Source organism: Lwoffella lincolnii (assembly GCF_037201985.1).
Classification (GTDB): Bacteria; Pseudomonadota; Gammaproteobacteria; order Pseudomonadales; family Moraxellaceae; genus Psychrobacter; species Psychrobacter lincolnii.
Map to the genome: position 1 here is coordinate 1,077,415 of NZ_CP147511.1, position 18,868 is coordinate 1,096,282.

At 43.9% G+C, this 18,868-nt stretch carries 19 protein-coding genes, 2 tRNA genes and 3 pseudogenes; 7 read left to right on the forward strand and 17 right to left on the reverse strand.

Features of this window, described 5'->3' with window-relative positions; translation table 11 throughout:
* Window positions 1-15: 15 nt before the first annotated feature.
* Window positions 16-645 (reverse strand): NAD(P)H:quinone oxidoreductase, encoded by a 630-nt coding sequence (gene wrbA / locus WDM69_RS04985; RefSeq protein ID WP_422393255.1) that lies wholly within the window; start codon window positions 643-645, stop codon window positions 16-18.
* A 184-nt stretch (window positions 646-829) separates the two neighbouring features.
* On the opposite strand from wrbA, the gene WDM69_RS04990 reads away from it, so the two are divergent.
* Window positions 830-2,578, forward strand: a complete 1,749-nt coding sequence (locus WDM69_RS04990) for a YihY family inner membrane protein (protein ID WP_338755031.1) — start codon at window positions 830-832, stop codon at window positions 2,576-2,578.
* Here WDM69_RS04990 and WDM69_RS04995 read toward each other — a convergent pair.
* The 9 genes and pseudogenes from WDM69_RS04995 to WDM69_RS05035 form a co-directional block, all read right to left on the reverse strand.
* A complete protein-coding gene (locus WDM69_RS04995) occupies window positions 2,570-3,730 on the reverse strand; it encodes a dihydroorotase (protein ID WP_338755032.1) in 1,161 nt (386 codons plus the stop codon). The two genes, WDM69_RS04990 and WDM69_RS04995, sit on opposite strands and share 9 nt — an antisense overlap.
* 67 nt (window positions 3,731-3,797) lie before the next feature.
* A complete protein-coding gene (locus WDM69_RS05000) occupies window positions 3,798-4,241 on the reverse strand; it encodes a tetratricopeptide repeat protein (protein WP_064645757.1) in 444 nt (147 codons plus the stop codon).
* Window positions 4,242-4,273: 32 nt separating this feature from the next.
* A pseudogene (pyrB, locus tag WDM69_RS05005) lies at window positions 4,274-4,414 on the reverse strand (aspartate carbamoyltransferase catalytic subunit); the annotation flags it as partial.
* A gap of 74 nt (window positions 4,415-4,488) precedes the next feature.
* Entirely contained in the window at window positions 4,489-5,373 is an 885-nt protein-coding gene (locus WDM69_RS05010; protein WP_338755033.1) for a tetratricopeptide repeat protein, read from the reverse strand.
* 46 nt (window positions 5,374-5,419) lie between these two features.
* A pseudogene (gene pyrB / locus WDM69_RS10025) lies at window positions 5,420-5,530 on the reverse strand (aspartate carbamoyltransferase catalytic subunit); the annotation flags it as partial.
* 75 nt (window positions 5,531-5,605) lie between these two features.
* Window positions 5,606-6,283: a tetratricopeptide repeat protein gene (locus tag WDM69_RS05020; RefSeq protein ID WP_338755035.1), complete on the reverse strand. Its 678-nt coding sequence runs from the start codon at window positions 6,281-6,283 to the stop codon at window positions 5,606-5,608.
* Between the two features lie 32 nt (window positions 6,284-6,315).
* A pseudogene (gene pyrB, locus WDM69_RS05025) lies at window positions 6,316-6,432 on the reverse strand (aspartate carbamoyltransferase catalytic subunit); the annotation flags it as partial.
* Between the two features lie 71 nt (window positions 6,433-6,503).
* Complete coding sequence (locus tag WDM69_RS05030) at window positions 6,504-7,406, reverse strand: SEL1-like repeat protein (RefSeq protein WP_338755036.1); 903 nt, start codon at window positions 7,404-7,406, stop codon at window positions 6,504-6,506.
* 32 nt (window positions 7,407-7,438) lie between these two features.
* Window positions 7,439-8,515: an aspartate carbamoyltransferase catalytic subunit gene (locus tag WDM69_RS05035; protein WP_338755037.1), complete on the reverse strand. Its 1,077-nt coding sequence runs from the start codon at window positions 8,513-8,515 to the stop codon at window positions 7,439-7,441.
* A 400-nt stretch (window positions 8,516-8,915) separates the two neighbouring features.
* On the opposite strand from WDM69_RS05035, the gene WDM69_RS05040 reads away from it, so the two are divergent.
* Window positions 8,916-9,953 (forward strand): class 1 fructose-bisphosphatase, encoded by a 1,038-nt coding sequence (locus WDM69_RS05040; RefSeq protein WP_338755880.1) that lies wholly within the window; start codon window positions 8,916-8,918, stop codon window positions 9,951-9,953.
* A gap of 73 nt (window positions 9,954-10,026) precedes the next feature.
* Here the strand turns inward: WDM69_RS05040 and WDM69_RS05045 are convergent, their stop codons facing one another.
* The 3 genes from WDM69_RS05045 to WDM69_RS05055 all read right to left on the reverse strand — a co-directional run bounded on the left by WDM69_RS05045 (window position 10,027) and on the right by WDM69_RS05055 (window position 12,881).
* Entirely contained in the window at window positions 10,027-11,448 is a 1,422-nt protein-coding gene (locus WDM69_RS05045; protein WP_338755038.1) for a surface lipoprotein assembly modifier, read from the reverse strand.
* Between the two features lie 78 nt (window positions 11,449-11,526).
* Window positions 11,527-12,483 (reverse strand): factor H binding protein domain-containing protein, encoded by a 957-nt coding sequence (locus WDM69_RS05050; protein WP_338755039.1) that lies wholly within the window; start codon window positions 12,481-12,483, stop codon window positions 11,527-11,529.
* Window positions 12,484-12,805: 322 nt separating this feature from the next.
* Window positions 12,806-12,881, reverse strand: a tRNA-Gly gene (locus WDM69_RS05055).
* 120 nt (window positions 12,882-13,001) lie between these two features.
* Here WDM69_RS05055 and WDM69_RS05060 point away from each other — a divergent pair.
* A tRNA-Ile gene (locus WDM69_RS05060) sits at window positions 13,002-13,078 on the forward strand.
* 265 nt (window positions 13,079-13,343) lie between these two features.
* On the opposite strand, the gene WDM69_RS05065 is transcribed toward WDM69_RS05060, so the two are convergent.
* The 3 genes from WDM69_RS05065 to WDM69_RS05075 form a co-directional block, all read right to left on the reverse strand.
* Complete coding sequence (locus tag WDM69_RS05065) at window positions 13,344-13,475, reverse strand: hypothetical protein (RefSeq protein ID WP_338755040.1); 132 nt, start codon at window positions 13,473-13,475, stop codon at window positions 13,344-13,346.
* Window positions 13,476-13,816: 341 nt separating this feature from the next.
* Complete coding sequence (locus WDM69_RS05070) at window positions 13,817-13,954, reverse strand: hypothetical protein (RefSeq protein WP_338755041.1); 138 nt, start codon at window positions 13,952-13,954, stop codon at window positions 13,817-13,819.
* A gap of 10 nt (window positions 13,955-13,964) precedes the next feature.
* Complete coding sequence (locus WDM69_RS05075; RefSeq protein ID WP_338755042.1) at window positions 13,965-14,153, reverse strand: hypothetical protein; 189 nt, start codon at window positions 14,151-14,153, stop codon at window positions 13,965-13,967.
* 267 nt (window positions 14,154-14,420) lie between these two features.
* On the opposite strand from WDM69_RS05075, the gene thiE reads away from it, so the two are divergent.
* The 4 genes from thiE to thiH are packed head-to-tail and all read left to right on the forward strand — an operon-like array spanning window position 14,421 to window position 17,275.
* Window positions 14,421-15,128 carry a thiamine phosphate synthase gene (gene thiE / locus WDM69_RS05080; protein ID WP_216635440.1) on the forward strand — a complete coding sequence of 236 codons (708 nt, stop codon included), beginning with the start codon at window positions 14,421-14,423 and terminating at the stop codon, window positions 15,126-15,128.
* Window positions 15,128-15,340: a sulfur carrier protein ThiS gene (thiS, locus tag WDM69_RS05085; protein ID WP_338755043.1), complete on the forward strand. Its 213-nt coding sequence runs from the start codon at window positions 15,128-15,130 to the stop codon at window positions 15,338-15,340. Before thiE ends, thiS begins: the two co-directional genes overlap by 1 nt.
* 1 nt (window position 15,341) lies before the next feature.
* Window positions 15,342-16,142 carry a thiazole synthase gene (locus tag WDM69_RS05090; RefSeq protein WP_338755044.1) on the forward strand — a complete coding sequence of 267 codons (801 nt, stop codon included), beginning with the start codon at window positions 15,342-15,344 and terminating at the stop codon, window positions 16,140-16,142.
* Entirely contained in the window at window positions 16,040-17,275 is a 1,236-nt protein-coding gene (gene thiH / locus WDM69_RS05095; protein ID WP_338755045.1) for a 2-iminoacetate synthase ThiH, read from the forward strand. The genes WDM69_RS05090 and thiH overlap by 103 nt, the downstream gene beginning before the upstream one ends.
* Window positions 17,276-17,298: 23 nt before the next feature.
* Here thiH and WDM69_RS05100 read toward each other — a convergent pair whose 3' ends face one another.
* Window positions 17,299-18,600 carry a solute carrier family 23 protein gene (locus WDM69_RS05100; protein WP_338755881.1) on the reverse strand — a complete coding sequence of 434 codons (1,302 nt, stop codon included), beginning with the start codon at window positions 18,598-18,600 and terminating at the stop codon, window positions 17,299-17,301.
* Window positions 18,601-18,868 lie beyond the last annotated feature (268 nt).

Sequence of the window (18,868 nt, forward strand, 5' to 3'; positions counted from 1 at the left end):
GCCATTCACCATTTATCATTTTTGGGCAACGACTTTAGGCAACAACAGCTTTTGGGCAACCTGAGCCAATCGCTTACCTTGAGCCACTGCCAAGGTTTTTTCATCTTGTGTCATCACATTGTTATGCGTTGCCCCACTGACATGACTTGCCCCATAAGGCGTGCCTCCTTGATTGGTGCGGTTTAGCTCTGCATTGGCATACGGCAAACCCAACAACAACATGCCATGATGCAAAAGTGGCAACATCATGGTTAATAAGGTGCTTTCTTGCCCACCGTGCATGCTGCCTGTGCTGGTAAACACACACGCTGGCTTACCTTGCAAATCTCCAGCCATCCATAACGTTACGGTATTGTCCCAAAAATATTTCATCGCAGCGGTCATGTTGCCAAAGTGAGTTGCACTGCCCAATGCCAAACCTGAACAGTGCTTTAAATCATCAAAAGTGCAATACAAATCACCGTCATCAGGAATGGCAGGCTTGCTGGCTTGCGTGTCAGCAGAAACGGTTGGTACGGTGCGAATTTTCACCATCATACCCGTTTCTTGCACCCCTTGGGCAATCTGATAAGCAAGTTGCTTGGTTGTGCCATAGGTAGAGTGATATAAGACCAAAATATAAGGGGCAGATGTGGTTGTCATCATATGGTGTCCGTTTTGTCTATAATATAAAAGGGCAGGTAAAAAGGTCATGTGTCTGGCAAAATGCGTTTACTTATTGCTAATTGACTGATTTTACATTACATTGTCAATAATTTTTGCCTTACTGTTCAACTTTGTTTTATTTAAAGCTGATTATTGTTACCATTGTAATTGATGAGACTTATAAATGACAAATTTACTTAAGAAATTGCCTTTTTATGACAGTCGCTGGTTTGAGTTTTTGTTCTTTTTGGTCAAAAATTTTATTGAAGATAAATGCCAACAAAAAGCAGCTTCTTTGACCTACACCACTTTGTTATCAATCGTTCCCATTTTGACGGTTATGCTGGTGATGCTCTCGTCCATTCCTGCCTTATCGGAAGTGCGTGAGCAAATTTATAACATGGTTTATAGTAACTTGATGCCATCATCAAGCTTTCAGGTCAGTCAATACATCAACAGCTTTGCTGAAAAATCGTCCAATCTGACCGCCATCGGTGTGTTGATTCTGTTTGTTACCACCATCATGACGCTGACCACCATCGAGACTGCTTTTAACGAAATTTGGCGAGTAGAAGGCCGAAGTGGTGGGCTTAAAAGTGTCATTCGTTATTGGACAATCATCACCTTAGGTCCTTTGGTATTGGGAACAGCATTCATTGTCTCAAGCACAGTGCAAAGTCTGAGTTTTTTGAATCAGCAGTTTATGGGTTATGGCATTGATTGGTCATTTTGGGTGCAGTTGGTGTCTTTTTTAATCACCATTGCAGGTTTTGTGGGCATGTATTGGTTCATTCCTAAAGCCAATGTTCCCATCAAACATGCTGCGATTGCAGGCGGGATTGTTGCCATTTTGTTTGAAGGGTTAAAGCAGGTTTTTGGCACAGCGATGACCAATTTTACCAGTTATGAAGCGGTTTATGGGGCATTTGCAGCATTGCCTGTATTTTTGTTATGGATACATTTGTCATGGAATATCATTTTGTTGGGGGTAGAAATCAGTTACACTTTAACCGTGTTTGATAGCGATGAAGTGAACCCTCGTCATCCATTTTTTAGTTTATTAGACATGTTGAATTTGGTGTTTAAGAATCATCAAGTTGGTAAAAGCACACCAGAAAAACAACTGCGTAACATTCTTGGACGGAAAGAGTTACCCAAATGGTATCAATACATCAATCTACTTAAAGACAATGATTTAATTGCCAACACAGATAAGGGCGATTATCTGCTAAAAAAAGACTTAAGCCAAATCAGCCTATGGCAATTATATCAAAATCTGCCTTACGCCCTACCCATCAAAGGCGAGATTGCCAAGATGCAACCCTTTGACCATGATTCTTGGTTGGGGCTTATCGCCAATCGCTTCCAACATAGCCAGCAATTGGTTAAAGAGCAGATGAACATCAGTCTGTTAAGCTTATTTGAAAACAGTCAGATGCGTGAATCGGCACAAGACAACCTCATTGATGACGCTGATGACGTTGATGACGTTGATGATATTAATAACCTTGATAAGAATGACAAGAAGACTGATAAGATTGATGAATCAAGAGTAAGGCACAGCTTCGCCTATCAATCGACCCACCATTCAGCCCACCATTCAACCCATCAGGCACATACCCACCCTGCCAATGACCATTCAACCCATCAAAAAACAAACCATCATGCCCATGCCATTGATGTTAAAAATGGTGATGCTCAAAATGGCCCTGTTAGAAATGGTTATTCTGATACTTTTGAAGCCAATCCTGAAAACATTCGAGCAAATATTGATGCGTCCAATGCAAAAACCACCGTGGGGCAACTCATTGAGCGTATGAAAGCTGGCGTTAAATCCATCAGCAAGCGTAAATCCGCTGATTCTGCTGATAAAAACACCGCCATCATCACCGAAAGTGATAAGCCATCAGCAGATGAACAAAGGTCAGAATAACACTTGCTCTACTTTACCCATCAGCGTCTGTCCGATAAAGGGGGTGTTTTTACCCGCTGATTGCATGGTGTCTTCTGTCACTTGCCAAGACAAATTGGGATTAACCAACACCGCTCCGCCTTTGTCTTGATAAAAGTCGCCAATCTGGGCAATGCGAGCAGGATTTAGGCAGATTTTTTCTACCAACTGTTCACCAGTCAATACCCCTTCATGAACCAATCGCACCGCCAGTGCCATAAAGGTATCAAAGTTACTGATGCCTGCTTGGCATTGGGCAAAGGGGGCTTGTTTGGCGGCCTTTGATAAAGGCTCATGATGAGAACAGATGGCGTCAATCGTACCATCTTGAAGACCCTTGATAAGAGCTTGTTGGTCGGTGTTACTACGCAAAGGGGGCAACACATAAGCATGAGCGTTATAACCCTCAATGTCATCATCGGTCAGGTGCAACTGGTGCATCGCCACATCACAGGTAATGGGCAAGCCCTTTTGTTTGGCATGACGGATTAGCTCTACCGAGGTGCGACAAGTGATTTGGCTAAAATGTGCATGAATGCCTGTCTCTTCGGTCATCAAAATTTGCTTAGATAGTGCAATGGTCTCAGCCAGCCACGGAATGCCTTGCAATCCATGAAAAGATGCGATATAGCCATCATGAGCCACACCCCCTGCCGATAAACTGGGTTCATCAGGGTAGAAGAAGACTTTGATGTCAAAGGTCGCTGCATATTCTAAACAGCGTAACAATACCAAATCACTCTCAAAACCTGCCGCTGTATTGCTCACACCGATAGCACCGCCTTGTTTTAGTCCTGCCAAATTGGCAGGTTGTTTGCCCTCTAAGCCTGCACTCAATGCCCCCAAAACATGCAAGTAAATGCCACCGTCTGCCCATGCTTTTTGTTTGAGACCCTTTAACAGTGAGCCGTTTTCTAGCACAGGGCTGGTATCAGGTGGCATGACCACATGCAAAAAGCCATTTTGGCGTGCCGCTCGCCCCTCGCTTGCCAGTGTGCCGTGCGACTGATGCCCCGGCTCTCGCAATCTGGCACACAGATCAACAAGGGGCGGTAATAGCCATTTGCCATCTGTGCTTATGCCTTTGAGTTGGGCGGTGTCAAATTGCCAGTCTTGGGGAAGTAGATTTTTCATCGCATTCTCTTGATTTGCTTGATTTGGGATATGGGATATGGGGCATCATCAGTATCTAATAGCCTTGTTAGTCTAGCTTGTGGTAGTTATCACAGCCTGACTGATTTCCATTATCACAGGCTTGACGATAGTAGCGTTTGGCGGTGCTTTTATCTTGGCTCACGCCATGACCATTCTCATACATCCAGCCCAAAATACCTTGAGCATATTCATGCCCTTGATTGGCGGCTTTGGTGTACCATTCCACCGCTTTTTGATAATCTTGGCGCACGCCATGACCATTGTGATACAGCACGCCCAAACCAAATTGAGCATCTGCAAACCCTTGATTGGCAGCTTTGGTAGTCCATTCAAATGCTTTGGCATGGTTACCTCGCTTATAATACTCATCAGCCAAATCAAGCTGAGCCGCCACATCACCACTTTGGGCTTGGCGTGTCAAAGTCGCCATATCCGCCGCCGACACCGACAACAACACACCCATGGCTAACGCTGTGAATTTTGTTAACATAACTTTATCCTTATAAAAAATAAAAATCCATCTTAGTTGTAAGGTTTAAAATGGTCTTTTTGTCGTTGTCGTTGTCCTGCCATCGCCAATGCCAATACCGCCATACGCACCGCAATGCCGTTATTGACCTGTTTTAAAATCACCGATTGACTGCCATCTGCCACGCTTGATGCCCCAGTTCTCGCATTCTCTTGATTTGCTTGATTTGGGATATGGGGCATCATCAGCACCTAGTAGCCTTGTTGGTTTAGTATTTTAGTATTCGGTAGTTAGCACAGCCTGACTGTTCGCCATAATCACAGGCTTGAACAAAATAGCGTTTGGCGGTGCTTTTATTTTGGCGTACGCCTTTGCCATTGTCATACATCAGCCCCAGATTATCTTGGGTACCTGCATACTCTTGACTGGCGGCTTTGGTGTACCATTCATCTGCCTTTTGATGGTCTTGACGCACGCCCAGGCCGTTTTCATACATTCCGCCCAAATAATATTGGGCGACTGCATCGCCTTGATTGGCGGCTTTGGTAAGCCATTCCACCGCCTTATGATAATCTTGGCGTACGCCTTCACCTTGGACATACATTCCGCCCAGAATTAATTGGGCTAATATATCACCTTGACCTGCGGCTTTGGTGTACCATTCAAACGCCTTTTGATAATCTTGGCTCACGCCTTGACCGTCGTAATACATCGTACCCAGATTAGTTTGAGCATCTGCATCGCCTTGATGGGCGGCTTTGGTGTACCATTCAAATGCTTTATGATAGTCTCGGTGCACGACTTCACCTTTATAATACAACCCACCCAGAACTAATTGGGCTAATACATCGCCTTGATTGGCGGCTTTGGTAAACCATTCAAACGCCTTTTGATCATCTTGGCGTACACCTTTACCTAGGGCATACATCCAGCCCAGATTATATTGAGCAACTGCATCGCCTTGATTGGCAGCTTTGGTGATCCATTCAAATGCTTTGGCATGGTTACCTTGCTGATAATACTCATCAGCCAAATCAGATTGAGCCGCTGCATCACCACTTTGGGCTTGGCGTGTCAAAGTCGCCATATCTGCAGCCATTGCCGATACCGACAACAACACACCCATGGCTAACGCTGTGAATTTTGTTAACATAACCTTATCCTTATAAAAAATAAAAAGTAAAAAATAAAAATCTAACTTAGTTGTAAGCTTTAAAATCACCTGCTTGTCGTTGTCCTGCCATCGCCAATGCCAATACCGCCATACGCACCGCAATGCCGTTATTGACTTGTTTTAAAATCACCAGTTGGGGGGGGGAAAGTAGATTTTTCATCGCATTCTCTTGATTTGCTTGATTTGGGGTCATACGGGGCATCATCAGCGTCTAGTAGCCTTGTAGGTCTAGCCTACGGTAGTGATCACAGCCCAGCATTCCACTACTATCACAGGCTTGACCATAGTAAATTTTGGCGGTACTTTTATCTTGGCTCACGCCATGACCATTCTCATACATCCACCCCAGATTACGTTGAGCACCTGCATCGCCTTGATGGGCGGCTTTGGTGTACCATTCATGTGCCTTTTGATAATCTTGGCGCACGCCCAGGCCTTTGTCATACATCACGCCCAGATTATTTTGAGCATCGGCATACCCTTGATGAGCGGCTTTGGTAAACCATTCAAACGCCTTTTGATAATCTTGACGCACGCCCAGGCCTTTGTGATACATCACGCCCAGATTATATTGGGCTTTTGCATGCCCTTGATGGGCGGCTTTGGCGTACCATTCAAACACCTTTTGATCATCTTGACGTACGCCTTGACCGTTGGCATACATCAAGCCCAGAATATATTGGGCATCTACAAACCCTTGATTGGCGGCTTTGGTAAACCATTCCACCGCTTTGGCATGGTTATCTTGCTGATAATACTCATGAGCCAAATTAAATTGAGCCGCCACATCACCACTTTGGGCTTGGCGTGTCAAAGTCGCCATATCCGCTGCCAATGCCGACACCGACAACAACGCACCCATGGCTAACGCTGTGAATTTTGTTAACATAACCTTATCCTTATAAAAAATAAAAATCTAACTTAGTTGTAAGCTTTAAAATGGTCTTTTTGTCGTTGTCGTTGTCCTGCCATCGCCAATGCCAATAACGCCATACGCACCGCAATGCCGTTATTGACCTGTTTTAAAATCACCAGTTGGGGGGAAGTAGATTTTTCATCGCATTCTCTTGATTTGCTTGATTTGGGGTCATACGGGGCATCATCAGCACCTAGTAGCCTTGTTGGTCTAGCTCGTGGTATTTATTACAGCCTGACTGTTCTCCATTATCACAGGCTTGACCAAAGTAGCGTTTGGCGGTGCTTTTATTTTGGGGTACGCCTTCACCATCATAATACATCAAGCCCAAAATAAATTGGGCGACTGCATCGCCTTGATGGGCGGCTTTGGTGTACCATTCCGCCGCCTTTTGATGGTCTTGACGCACGCCCAGGCCTTTGGTATACATCACACCCAAAATAGTTTGAGCATCTGCATGCCCTTGCTGGGCGGCTTTGGTAAACCATTCCACCGCCTTTTGATAGTCTTGGCGTACGCCATGACCTTTGTGATACATCATGCCCAGATTATATTGGGCTTTTGCATGCCCTTGATGGGCGGCTTTGGTAGTCCATTCAAATGCTTTTTGATAATCTTGGCTCACGCCATGACCGTTGTCATACATCACGCCCAGATTATTTTGAGCATCGGCATACCCTTGATTGGCGGCTTTGGTAGTCCATTCAAATGCTTTTTGATAATCTTGGCTCACGCCATGACCCTTGGCATACATTCCGCCCAGATTATATTGGGCAGCTGCATGCCCTTGATTGGCGGCTTTGGTAAACCATTCCACCGCCTTTTGATAATCTTGGCTCACGCCATGACCGTTGACATACATCCACCCCAAACTATATTGAGCAGTTGCAAGCCCTTGACTGGCAGCTTTGGTAGTCCATTCAAATGCTTTGGCATGGTTACCTCGCTTATAATACTCATCAGCCAAATCAAGCTGAGCCGCCACATCACCATTTTGGGCTTGGCGTGTCAAAGTCGCCATATCCGCCGTCGCCATATCCGCCGCCGACACCGACAACAACACACCCATGGCTAACGCTATGAATTTTGTTAACATGACTTTATCCTTATAAAAAATAAAAATCCATCTTAGTTGTAAGGTTTAAAATGCCCTCCTTGTCGTTGTCCTGCCATCGCCAATGCCAATACCGCCATACGCACCGCAATGCCGTTATTGACTTGTTTTAAAATCACCGATTGACTGCCATCTGCCACGCTTGATGCGATTTCAATGCCACGGTTCATAGGGCCTGGGTGCATGACCAACGCATTGGGCTTGGCAAGTTTTAACCGTTGTTCGGTGATGCCGTAGTGTTTAAAATATTCACCAGACGATGCCAACAAGGGTGAGCCGATGCGTTCATTTTGAATGCGTAAGCCAATAATCACATCAGCATCCGCCACGCCTTTATCAATGTCATCAAATACTAAGACGCCATGGCGTTCAATGCCTTTTGGTAACAAAGTCTTGGGGGCGATGACACGAATATCACGTACCCCCAAAGTCGTCAAAGCCGAAATGTCCGAACGAGCCACACGGCTGTGCTTGATGTCGCCAACAATCGCCACAGAAAGTTCATCAAAGGGCTTATCTGCTTCACGGTAAATGGTGAGTATGTCAAGCATGGCTTGCGTTGGGTGGGCGTGCCAGCCGTCGCCTGCGTTGATGATGGCAACATTGGGGGTAACTTCGGTCGCCATATAATGGGCCGCCCCACTGGCAGAATGACGCACCACAAACACATCTGCTGACATGGCTTGTAAATTCCAAAGGGTATCACGCAGACTTTCACCTTTTTTGGTGCTGGATTTTGCAATGTCTAGGTTGATGACATTTGCCCCTAAGCGTTTTTGGGCGACTTCGAAGGTGGTGCGTGTGCGGGTGGAATTTTCAAAGAACAAATTCATCACCGTACAACCTTCTAATTCATTGCTGGTCATCAAACCACCATGGGCATCAAAAAACCCCATGGCTTTTTCAATGATGTTCTCAAGCTGTTGGCGGTTTAGCCCTTCTACCCCTAAAAAATGGCGAAGTTGCCCATCATCGGTCAACTGTGGACGGCTTAATGACGCATTTAGACGGGCATCAATATCGGTTAAAATCTGTTGTGATGATTGAAAAGGCAAAGGCTGATAGGTGGCGTTAGTAGAAGCGATGTTCATAAAAATTGCCTTTTGGTTAAGATGGCATTGTCAATAAATTGTGATGACACAATCATGATATTGTAAAGACAGTGTCATTGTGTCGTCAGACATGCCATGCGATGGACTGCAATGGACTGAGATGGATAGCAATAAAAAAAGCGTCTTATTTGTGTTTTACGTTTGCTCATTTTGCTGAATTTTATCCGTATTTTAGCGTAAATTTTTTAAAGGCTAAAGGCAATTTATGCTAACATTGGGGTTATTTTGCACTCCTTAACCACATACAACAATCACACACAACAATCACACACAACAATCACACACAATCAAACATCATCGCCATTACTCGCATCACAGTTTAGGTATCACGTTTCATAAAAAAGCAGTTAAAAAAACCGTTAAAGGAACAATCATGGTCATGCTCACACACCCAAACACCACCCACCTTAAGCAATATCTGTCTGAGCCAAACACAGTCTCACCCACAGTCAATGAAGCATATCGAGATGCCACCATCGACACCATCAATAGCATCGCTCAAGTGGCAAAACAAATCAGTGCGTTATTACGCCAAGGGGCATTGGCAGACATCTTAGGAGACGCAGGCAATAAAAACGTACAAGATGAAGAGCAAAAAAAACTGGACGTGATTGCCAACGAATTGTTGTTGTCTGCCTTAACTGGCAATCGTTACTGTGCAGGCGTGGCATCAGAAGAGCTTGATGACATCACCCCAACCAATCCAGAAGGCAGTGTGTTGGTGTTGTTTGACCCACTAGATGGCTCAAGCAACATTGACATCAACATGACGGTGGGAACGATTTTTTCAATTTTGCCGTATCATCACCAAGGCAAGCAAGCAACCGACACCGATTTTTTGCAAAAAGGCACACAACAGTTGGCAGCAGGGTATGTGATTTATGGCACATCAACCATGCTTGCCTTCACAACAGGTAATGGCGTGGCAATGTTTAGCCTAGACCCCACCACTGACCAATTTGTGTTGATTAAAAATAAAATCACCATCTCACCCAATACCAACGAATACGCCATCAATGCGTCAAATTACCGTTATTGGTTGCCACCAATGCAACGTTATGTAGATGAGCTTGTCGATGGTAAAAATGGCGTGCGTGGCAAAGATTTTAACATGCGTTGGGTGGCGGCGATGGTCGGCGATGTGCATCGGATTTTGTGCCGTGGCGGGGTATTTAGCTACCCATTTGATACCAAACACCCCCACAAGGCTGGTAAGTTACGTTTGATGTATGAGGCCAATCCGATGAGCTTACTGATTGAACAAGCAGGCGGCGCAAGTACCGATGCCATCAGGCGAATTTTAGACATCATACCGACTGACATTCATCAACGTGTGCCAGTGGTGCTGGGTGCCAAAAATGAAGTGGCGCATATCAAAAAGTTGCACGAAAAGATGAATGCACGGAGCGACGAATGATTGAGGTTTAAGTCCTTAAGGTAGTGGTCATCACCCAACACAATACAACCACCCAGTACAACCACCTTACCCATCAGAACTTTTTCTCAACGCTGATGAATGACTGCACACCATCACGAGAATACAAGTCCGCCATGTTACTGTCTATCTTACGGTAGTTAATATTAAGATTTGGTACAAAGCCTTTGTATTGCCACTTATCATACCACAGTGCTGTTTGTAGATAATATTCATCATCTTGACGGACAAAACCATAAAGCAGCTGTTCAGGTGCGTCAAATTTTCGTTTGGCATAACGCACCGACACACGTCCGCCCATGCCATTATCCATCTCACCTAGCACACCCAAATTTATGCCATGACGCACAGACGCAACCTCTTTATCCTTAGTGTCATCATCGGTAATGTCCACCCCACCAAAAACCATCAAGCTCGGCGTTAATACATAGCGATAACTGGCACTCACACGACGGACATCGCTGTCATAACGCTCTGCCAGTCGCTTCTCATCATAGTATCGTTTGGCGTATTGCACGCCTGCCCCCACATGAAGTTTTGAGCTGATACGGCGATTGATGTTTGCTTTGATGCCTGTTTCATATTGATAAGGCTTATCATCAAGCCATGTATGATTCAAAAATGGCACGACGCTGACATTACCACGCACGTTTTGGTATTTATATCCCAGCCCAAGCGTGGCGGTTTGTTCATCATATTCAGGCTTATTCCAATAATGCACCCCATCAATGCCTGCATTGGCGGTTAGGTAGTGATTGGCTCTAAGCTGTTTGTCTTTGGCGATGTCAAAACCATATCGCACCCCTGTGGCTTTTTGGGGCAGACTCTCAGCGGTTTTTTTCCATGTCTTACCTTGCCATCTGACTTGGGTGGCAGGTGAAGCGTTATTGACGTTGTCGGTTTTTTCATAATTGACATTAAAACTTGTGTTCGCTTTATTACGTTTATCAATTTGGTCAAGATAACGTTCGGTCAATGCCTGCATGTCAGCATTTAGCAAAGGCTTAACCGCCATCAGCTCTGATTTGGCTTCATCATAGCGCTTATCTTCAAAGAGCATGAGCGCAAGGTCAAAACGGACATAATGAAAATCAGGATTGTCCGCCAGCATTTGCCGATACACTGCTATCGCCTGATGATGATTAAATTGTGAGCGATGCCATGCCCCCAGTGCATATTGATACAGTATGGGGTCATATTCTGCTGATGATTGATAGGTGTGTAGCAGCCCATCAAGCGATTGCCAATCTTTTGCCACAATCGCCCGATTAATCTGCCCTGTCAGCCCATCACCTAGGTTTAGCGTACCTACTTTGCCCATGTTAATCTCAGAGCCTGCCTTTTGTATCGGTGTGATGTCAGGGGTTTTTTCTAATGGCATATCAACGCCTTGGGTATGCACCACATTGGCATGATTGGCATGCGTCATGATAGACATCAGCATGAGACTGGTTATAAAAAAGCCAAGTTTTTTCATAAATGTTCCATTAAAACAAAACACACAAAAAGCCGTCAGTCAGATGACGGCCTTTTGTCATGCAATCAATCAAAGCGCTTATTTTTGCTTAGTACCACCAAACATGCCAATCACATCTTCTTCATTGCCCAGCTCCACTAAACCGACAATCTCATCGGCATTTGGCCCAAAGAAACCAAGTCTGTAACCACCATTAAGGCTGCCAGCAGTTGCCCGCCCTTCAATGCCTGGGGTGGTAATAAAGCTATTATCAATCTCATTTGTGAATGTTTGTGTGGTGATGTCGCCTTTTGATAAGGTGATATTACCAAGGCTGCCACTGCCTGTTTTTTCAGCAAAATCCACATTATAGTTAAAATTGACTTCTTGAGCCCCAGATTGCGACCAAATCTTACCTGAACCTGAGTAATTAAACTTGCCTATGGTTGGTAATTTTTCGGTGGGTACTCCCCGAACAAGAGCGTACATCTCATCAATAGGTATGTTATCTGTCTCATTGCCCAATTTTACGGTCATATTTTTATTATGAATCCCTGCGACTAATGAATAATCTTGTTTAAAAAGATAAACATCAGAGTTTCTTGTGATAGAACCTTGAACTCCGTCAGCACTACCAGTTACCCTTTCTTGGACAGAAAATTTATGATGTCCCTTAGCGTATTTGCTAAGGTCGATATCATGGGCTTGTACCTTACCGTCTACGCTTAGAGTGTAGCCAGTATTCTTGGGAACAAGACCAAGTTCTTTACGTGCATAATCATTTGTTTCCTTAATTGCATTATTTCTCAATGAAGCATAACGGACAGTTGCATCCCATTTTGGTACTGGGTTGTTAGCACCGTGGTTGCCGTGGTTGGTAGCACCGTGGTTACCGTGATTGGTAGCACCGTGGTTACCGTGGTTGCCAGAATTATTAGTATTAGCCACCAAAGGTGTTGGTTTTTGCACGCCAGAGCTGCTACTGCCACCACACGCTGTCAGAAGTGCCGCAAGAGCGAGCGTTGAAGAACCTAGGGTAATTTGTTTGACTTTCATGATTTATCCTTTGAAAATGAGAAAATGACACGCCTTAACCATTCATACAAATCATACAAATTTCTTATCAAATGCCATATTAATGTGTATGAACGTATTGAATTGCGATTAGTTTCTAACAAAATGTAATTAGTGTCAACAAATCGTTTTTTTTTGAGAATTTTATGTATTTATTTTGTAATTTTTGTTTCTATAATATTACTTATAAAATATTTTTAGAAAAAAAGCAAAGCATGAAAGCCTTCATATGCAAGTGGCGTTATTGGCAATAAAAAAAGCCTAACGATTACGTTAGGCTTTTTAGCTTGAAACTAAGCATGATTGGAGCGGGAAACGAGATTCGAACTCGCGACCCCGACCTTGGCAAGGTCGTGCTCTACCAACTGAGCTATTCCCGCATAGATGGGGGGCTATTATATAGATTAATTTTTGACTGTCAACACATTTTAGCTTAAATGATAGAATTTCAGCTATTGCATATTTTTTTTAAATGCGTTAATATTTTGTCCCTATTGATAGGGCCTATAGCTCAGTTGGTCAGAGCAGAGGACTCATAATCCTTTGGTCGTAGGTTCAAGTCCTACTGGGCCCACCAAATACCCCCATGTCAATCAAGGCTTTCAAACGTTTTGAAAGCCTTTTTTATGTAGGTTTGAGCAAGACTTATTATTCAATATGTGTGTGCATTCGCACACGTCTGTACTTTGCTTGATACCACCTTAAAATACCCCCACATAAAAAAAGACAAATCATCAAGATTTGTCTTTTTTTAATAACCACTCATTATCCAACCCTTTAAGTGGCTCTGTGGTGGTTTTAGGTAGGGTTGAATGCCTTGGTTGGTTGAATTGTTTGATGTCTTAGATTAGACTGTCTATAGAGACCTTGTGAGAGCGGTTAGAAGTCAGTTCGTCATTGGCGAAGTCTGTGGCTACCATATTTGCCACAAGGTCTTTACTTTTATCAGATGCTCCCACATTAAGACGTGTCATTGTAGGCTTAGTGTGCGTAGGGGTAGAAGTATATCCACCTACTCTACTTTCACCATCTGATTGTCTTCAGTACCATCTTTGTCCAAAGCTCCTGCACCAGTACGAGCGGAATAGGACTGGTGTTCAGTAGGTATGGTTTTGCCATGACCCTGACCATAACCATCTTTGGACTTTTTAAACCCTTTAACAACCCAAGCATTACTGCCTTTGATGGCAGTGCCATTCTATTGGCAGCATAATCTATTTTTAATTTAGTCTCATTGTTGTTTATCTGACTATCTAATACAGAACCTTTAGCAATGGCTTGGGAGTATTGAGTTTATTGACAGATTTGTTAATGGCTAAAATGGTGTGTTGTCTTGGTGATTGTTTTGCTCTGTTAGATGAAATACTGGTTTGATTGCCTGCCAAGCTTGTGCTGGTGTCTGTGCTTGGAGAATTTGTTCTAATATCTGATTGTTCGTTTGTTGTTCTTTCATTGGTATTGTCTTAAACATCTCTATCAGATCTGTTTTGGTCATTTCCAGTATCTCTGCTTTGCTGTGCTGTCTTAATCCTACTGACATTGGTTTTTACTCCTAAAATTTCTTTGATTAATTTATCTAACTTGCTAAAAAATTCAGGCACTGCTGAACGAATGTCTTCACGGACATTCTTTTCTGCAGAAAATATAGACATGATTTCATGATTAAAATTACTAAAAGCGATGATTGATTGGTATGGGCGTTATGTTTTAGACTGGTCGCTGTCTACCATGCTTGAATTGGATTTCTGCGTTGATACAGTGGGTAATTTACCACATTTTAAGATTTCATCTTACTGTTTATCTCACCTAAATTATCTTACTAAAGTTACGTAAGTCATCTATAATGTCTTAATGATATGTGTCTTAATTTTATGATACTCTAATCTATCACCAACAATAACACATAAGCAGGCTTTATCATGATGTCTGATGACCTTACAGACAGCGTTAACATTAAAAACAACGTTATCTACAACCCCATCTTCGCCACTGTGCCATATCGTATGGGGTTATACCCTGTGGTTGATGGTATCATATGGATTAAAAGACTGCTTGATTTGGGTGTTAAGACCATTCAATTACGGCTAAAAGCAGGCGATTGGGACACACTGTCTGCCACTCAAAAAGCACAAGTAACGACAACGGTCAAGCAAGCCATTGCCCTTGGCAGACAATATCAAGCTCGCCTGTTTATTAATGACTACTGGCAATTGGCCATTCATCATGGGGCGTATGGCGTGCATTTGGGGCAAGAGGACATTCAAAGTGCCAACCTTGATGCCATTGCCGATGCAGGTCTTAGACTTGGCATTTCAACGCATCATATGGCAGAGGTGAATGTTGCTCTTGGAATTTCTCCATCTTATATTGCACTGGGGCATATATTTGCCACCCAAACCAAAGACATGCCATCATCACCACAAGGTTTGGTTGCGTTAGAACAGCAAGTCAAACAGCTGGGCGATTATCCAACAGTCGCCATTGGAGGCATTGACATCAATAAAGTGCCACAGGTGCTGATGACAGGCGTGCCAAGCATTGCGGTAGTCAGTGCCATCACCCAAGCCGATGATTGGCAAAAGGCAACTTGTCAGCTATTAAAGATGGTAGGAGCAGGAGATGATTGATGATTGACAAAAAAACGATACAGTTCACCCTTAATGATAAGCCCTTTGATTGTCAAATGGGAACAAGTGTGGCGGAAATTGTTACTAAAATAACAGACAACCAAAATGTCGCCGTGGCACTCAATGAACATATTTTATCACAAGATGATTGGTCAAAAATCATAAAGCCCAATGACACCATGCTCATATTTGGTGCGATAGCAGGAGGTTGAAATGCAAAAGATTGAGATGCAAAATCAACAAGATGATGGTCTGGTCATTGCCAACAAACAATTTGCAACAAGATTGCTGATGGGTACAGGCAAATTTGCCACCCCAGAACAGATGACATCAGCAATCACAGCGGCAAACAGTGAGCTGGTTACACTGTCCATGCGTCGCATAGATTTGATAAACAAACATGATGATATCCTAGCCCCTTTATTAGAATTGGGGGTGTCTTTACTGCCCAATACGTCTGGGGCAAAAAATGCCAAAGAAGCCATATTTGCATCACACATTGCTCGTGAAGCTCTTGGCACAAATTGGGTAAAGTTAGAAATTCACCCCGACCCCAAATGGCTGATGCCAGACCCAATAGAGACCGTTAAAGCGGCACAGACATTGGTTCAAGAGGGTTTTGTTGTGTTGCCCTATTGTGGGGCTGACCCTGTTCTGTGCAAGCGATTAGAAGATGTGGGCTGTCATGCGGTGATGCCACTTGCAGCACCCATTGGCTCAAATGCAGGACTACAAACCAAAGCCATGTTAGAGATTATCATAGAACAGGCCAACGTTCCCATCATCATTGATGCAGGCATTGGCTCACCCAGTCAGGCAACCCAAGCAATGGAGATGGGGGCAGATGCGGTATTGATTAACACCGCCATCGCAACAGCAGGCAACCCCATGCTGATGGCAAAGGCGTTTGCTTGGGCGGTTCAAGTGGGCATGATGACACGCCTTGCCAAGCGTGGCACTGTGAGCAAAACTGCCATGCCAACCAGCCCTTTGACTGGATTTTTGGAGGCGTGATGACGTTTAGTACCCATTTAGACACGCTTAATTGGGACGAGATTTGCCTGTCCATCTATGGTAAAACTGACCATGATGTCAAAATTGCCTTGACCAAAGATAAGCCAGACATGAATGATTTGATGGCGTTATTATCACCTGCGGCGAGTCAATATCTAGAAGCAATGGCGGTTAAAGCACAAAAAATCACCCGTCAACGCTTTGGTAATACCGTGGGGCTGTTTATCCCCATGTATCTGTCTAACTTATGTGCCAATGAGTGTACCTATTGTGGGTTTTCGTTGTCCAATCCGATGGCCAGAAAAACGCTCACGCATGATGAGATTGTGGCAGAATGCCAAACCATTAACCGCTTAGGGTTTAGTCAAGTGTTGTTAGTAACAGGTGAATACCCCAGTCAAGTGGGCATGCCATATTTTAAAAAACACATCAAAACAGTGCGAGAGCATGTGTCATCTTTGTTGATGGAAGTGCAACCGTTATCAACCGATGATTACGCTCAGCTAAAATCATGGGGGCTAGATGGCGTCATGCTCTATCAAGAGACTTATCATAAGCCCAGCTATGCTTATCATCATTTAAAGGGAAAAAAAAGAAATTTCAACTGGCGATTAGATGCACCTGATAGAATCGGACAAGCCAAGATTGATAAAATTGGGCTTGGGGTGTTGGTGGGGTTGTCTGACAATTTTCGCACAGACTGCTATATGATGGCAGAACATCTGCGCTACCTACAAAAAACCCATTGGCAAAGTCGGTTTAGCGTTGCTGTGCCACGCCTGCGACCATGTGCAGGAGGAATATCGCCACATTGTACCATGAGCGATAAAGAGCTTGTTCAAGTGTTATGTGCATTGCGTCTGTTCGCCCCTGAGGTGGACATTGTGCTGTCTACCAGAGAGTCGCCAACATTTAGAGACCATGTGATACCCTTAATGGTAACACAAATGAGTGCCTATTCACAGACCAAACCGGGCGGATATTCAGCAGCAGATAACCAAACAGCAGATGACACATTGGAGCAATTTAGCATTGATGATGACCGCCACCCTAAGGCAGTTGTACGCAAACTCACAGAACAAGGATTGCAACCCATATGGAAAGATTGGGACAGCTATTTGGGCAGAGAATGAATCATAAAAATCAAAACCAACGTTTAAGCCTGTTTTTGATAAAATAACACATTCAATAAAATCGCCACCAATGTCGCTGTGCCAATACCTCCTAAGTCAAAGCCACCTAAGGTTAAACTAAAATTCCCTGTTCCCATGATGACGGTGATGGCTGCTATCAATAAGTTACGATTATCAGAAAAATCCACTTGATTATCCTGCCAAATCCGTACCCCTGCCACACTGATAAGACCAAACACCACCATCGACGCACCACCAAGCAAAGCGGTTGGAATGGTATGAATCACTGCCCCAAACTTTGGCGACAGTCCAAGCAATATCGCAACCACACCTGTCAGCACAAACACGATGGTGCTATATACTTTGGTAACTGCCATCACGCCAATATTCTCAGCATAGGTGGTTACACCCGTACCGCCCAGCCCTGCCGATAATGTCGTCGCCAAACCATCTGCCACAAACCCCCGACCAATAAACGGCGTTACTTTAAGCTGAGTCATGGCTTCCACGGCTTTAAAATGCCCTAAATTTTCAGCAATCAAAATAAACGCCACAGGGGCAAGCATGATGATGGCATTGGCATCAAAACTTGGGGCATAAAAAGTTGGCAACCCTACCCAATCAGCCGCTGCCACTTCTGTAAAATTCATCGGCGTACCCAGACCCATGACCGCTGTTACCACCCAATACAAAACATACGCCAATAACAACCCAAGCAACAATAACAATCGCTTAAACATGCCTTTGGCAAATACCGCCACCAACGCAATCACCAATACAGTCATAACCGCCATCCATTTATCAAACTCATTGCCTGATACGCCAGAGACCGTTACCCCTGCCAAATTTAAACCAATAATCATCACAATCGCTCCTGTTACCACAGGAGGCATCAACCGCTCAATCCAACTTGTCCCTATTTTCATCACCACCAAGCCAATAAGAGCATACAAAATGCCACACGCCATGATGCCACCCAATGCCACTGACAAATTGGGGTTTAGCCCACTACCAGCATAAGCGGTTACTGCCAACACAGGCCCAATAAAAGCAAAACTTGAGCCAAGATAGCTTGGCATACGCCCACCTGTGATGACAAAAAATAAAATGGTACTCACCCCAGAAAGTAAAATTGCCAAATTGGCATCAAACCCCATGAGTAACGGTGCCAATACCGTTGCCCCAAACATGGCAAACGCATGTTGCACTGCCATCAACACACTTTGACTGATTGGCAAATATTCATTGATACCAACGTTGTCTTGCTCTAGGCGACCAGAAAAGGGCAAAAAGTCAGTGAACCAACGACCGTTATTAAATGCCATCGCACTGGCTGACTGTTGGGCATCTTGATTGGTATCTTGATTGGATAAAGTGGGCTTTGGCATTGACTTTGGCATGTGGGATTATCCTTAAAAACTGACGATAAAACATATAAAACCTAAAGTTACGGTATTGTTGCGGTATTATAGTCGCTCTACCCACAGATGAAAATATTCTCAATAATCATTTGCTCACAGTCCGTCTGTGTTATCATGGCTATCATTATCATGGTTCTAATTGTTATTTTTTGTTATTTATAACTTATCCATA

Coding starts and splice junctions, on each gene's coding strand:
- WDM69_RS05090 (WP_338755044.1), top strand. CDS start 15,342: ATGCAAAAGATTGAGATGCAAAATCAACAAGATGATGGTCTGGTCATT.
- WDM69_RS05045 (WP_338755038.1), bottom strand. CDS start 11,448: ATGAAAAAACTTGGCTTTTTTATAACCAGTCTCATGCTGATGTCTATC.
- wrbA (WP_422393255.1), bottom strand. CDS start 645: ATGATGACAACCACATCTGCCCCTTATATTTTGGTCTTATATCACTCT.
- WDM69_RS05020 (WP_338755035.1), bottom strand. CDS start 6,283: ATGTTAACAAAATTCACAGCGTTAGCCATGGGTGCGTTGTTGTCGGTG.
- WDM69_RS05050 (WP_338755039.1), bottom strand. CDS start 12,483: ATGAAAGTCAAACAAATTACCCTAGGTTCTTCAACGCTCGCTCTTGCG.
- thiS (WP_338755043.1), top strand. CDS start 15,128: ATGATTGACAAAAAAACGATACAGTTCACCCTTAATGATAAGCCCTTT.
- WDM69_RS05000 (WP_064645757.1), bottom strand. CDS start 4,241: ATGTTAACAAAATTCACAGCGTTAGCCATGGGTGTGTTGTTGTCGGTG.
- WDM69_RS05030 (WP_338755036.1), bottom strand. CDS start 7,406: ATGTTAACAAAATTCATAGCGTTAGCCATGGGTGTGTTGTTGTCGGTG.
- WDM69_RS05035 (WP_338755037.1), bottom strand. CDS start 8,515: ATGAACATCGCTTCTACTAACGCCACCTATCAGCCTTTGCCTTTTCAA.
- WDM69_RS05075 (WP_338755042.1), bottom strand. CDS start 14,153: ATGTCTATATTTTCTGCAGAAAAGAATGTCCGTGAAGACATTCGTTCA.
- WDM69_RS05070 (WP_338755041.1), bottom strand. CDS start 13,954: ATGAAAGAACAACAAACGAACAATCAGATATTAGAACAAATTCTCCAA.
- WDM69_RS05100 (WP_338755881.1), bottom strand. CDS start 18,600: ATGGCATTTAATAACGGTCGTTGGTTCACTGACTTTTTGCCCTTTTCT.
- thiE (WP_216635440.1), top strand. CDS start 14,421: ATGATGTCTGATGACCTTACAGACAGCGTTAACATTAAAAACAACGTT.
- WDM69_RS05040 (WP_338755880.1), top strand. CDS start 8,916: ATGCTCACACACCCAAACACCACCCACCTTAAGCAATATCTGTCTGAG.
- WDM69_RS05065 (WP_338755040.1), bottom strand. CDS start 13,475: ATGACACGTCTTAATGTGGGAGCATCTGATAAAAGTAAAGACCTTGTG.
- WDM69_RS04990 (WP_338755031.1), top strand. CDS start 830: ATGACAAATTTACTTAAGAAATTGCCTTTTTATGACAGTCGCTGGTTT.
- WDM69_RS04995 (WP_338755032.1), bottom strand. CDS start 3,730: ATGAAAAATCTACTTCCCCAAGACTGGCAATTTGACACCGCCCAACTC.
- WDM69_RS05010 (WP_338755033.1), bottom strand. CDS start 5,373: ATGTTAACAAAATTCACAGCGTTAGCCATGGGTGTGTTGTTGTCGGTA.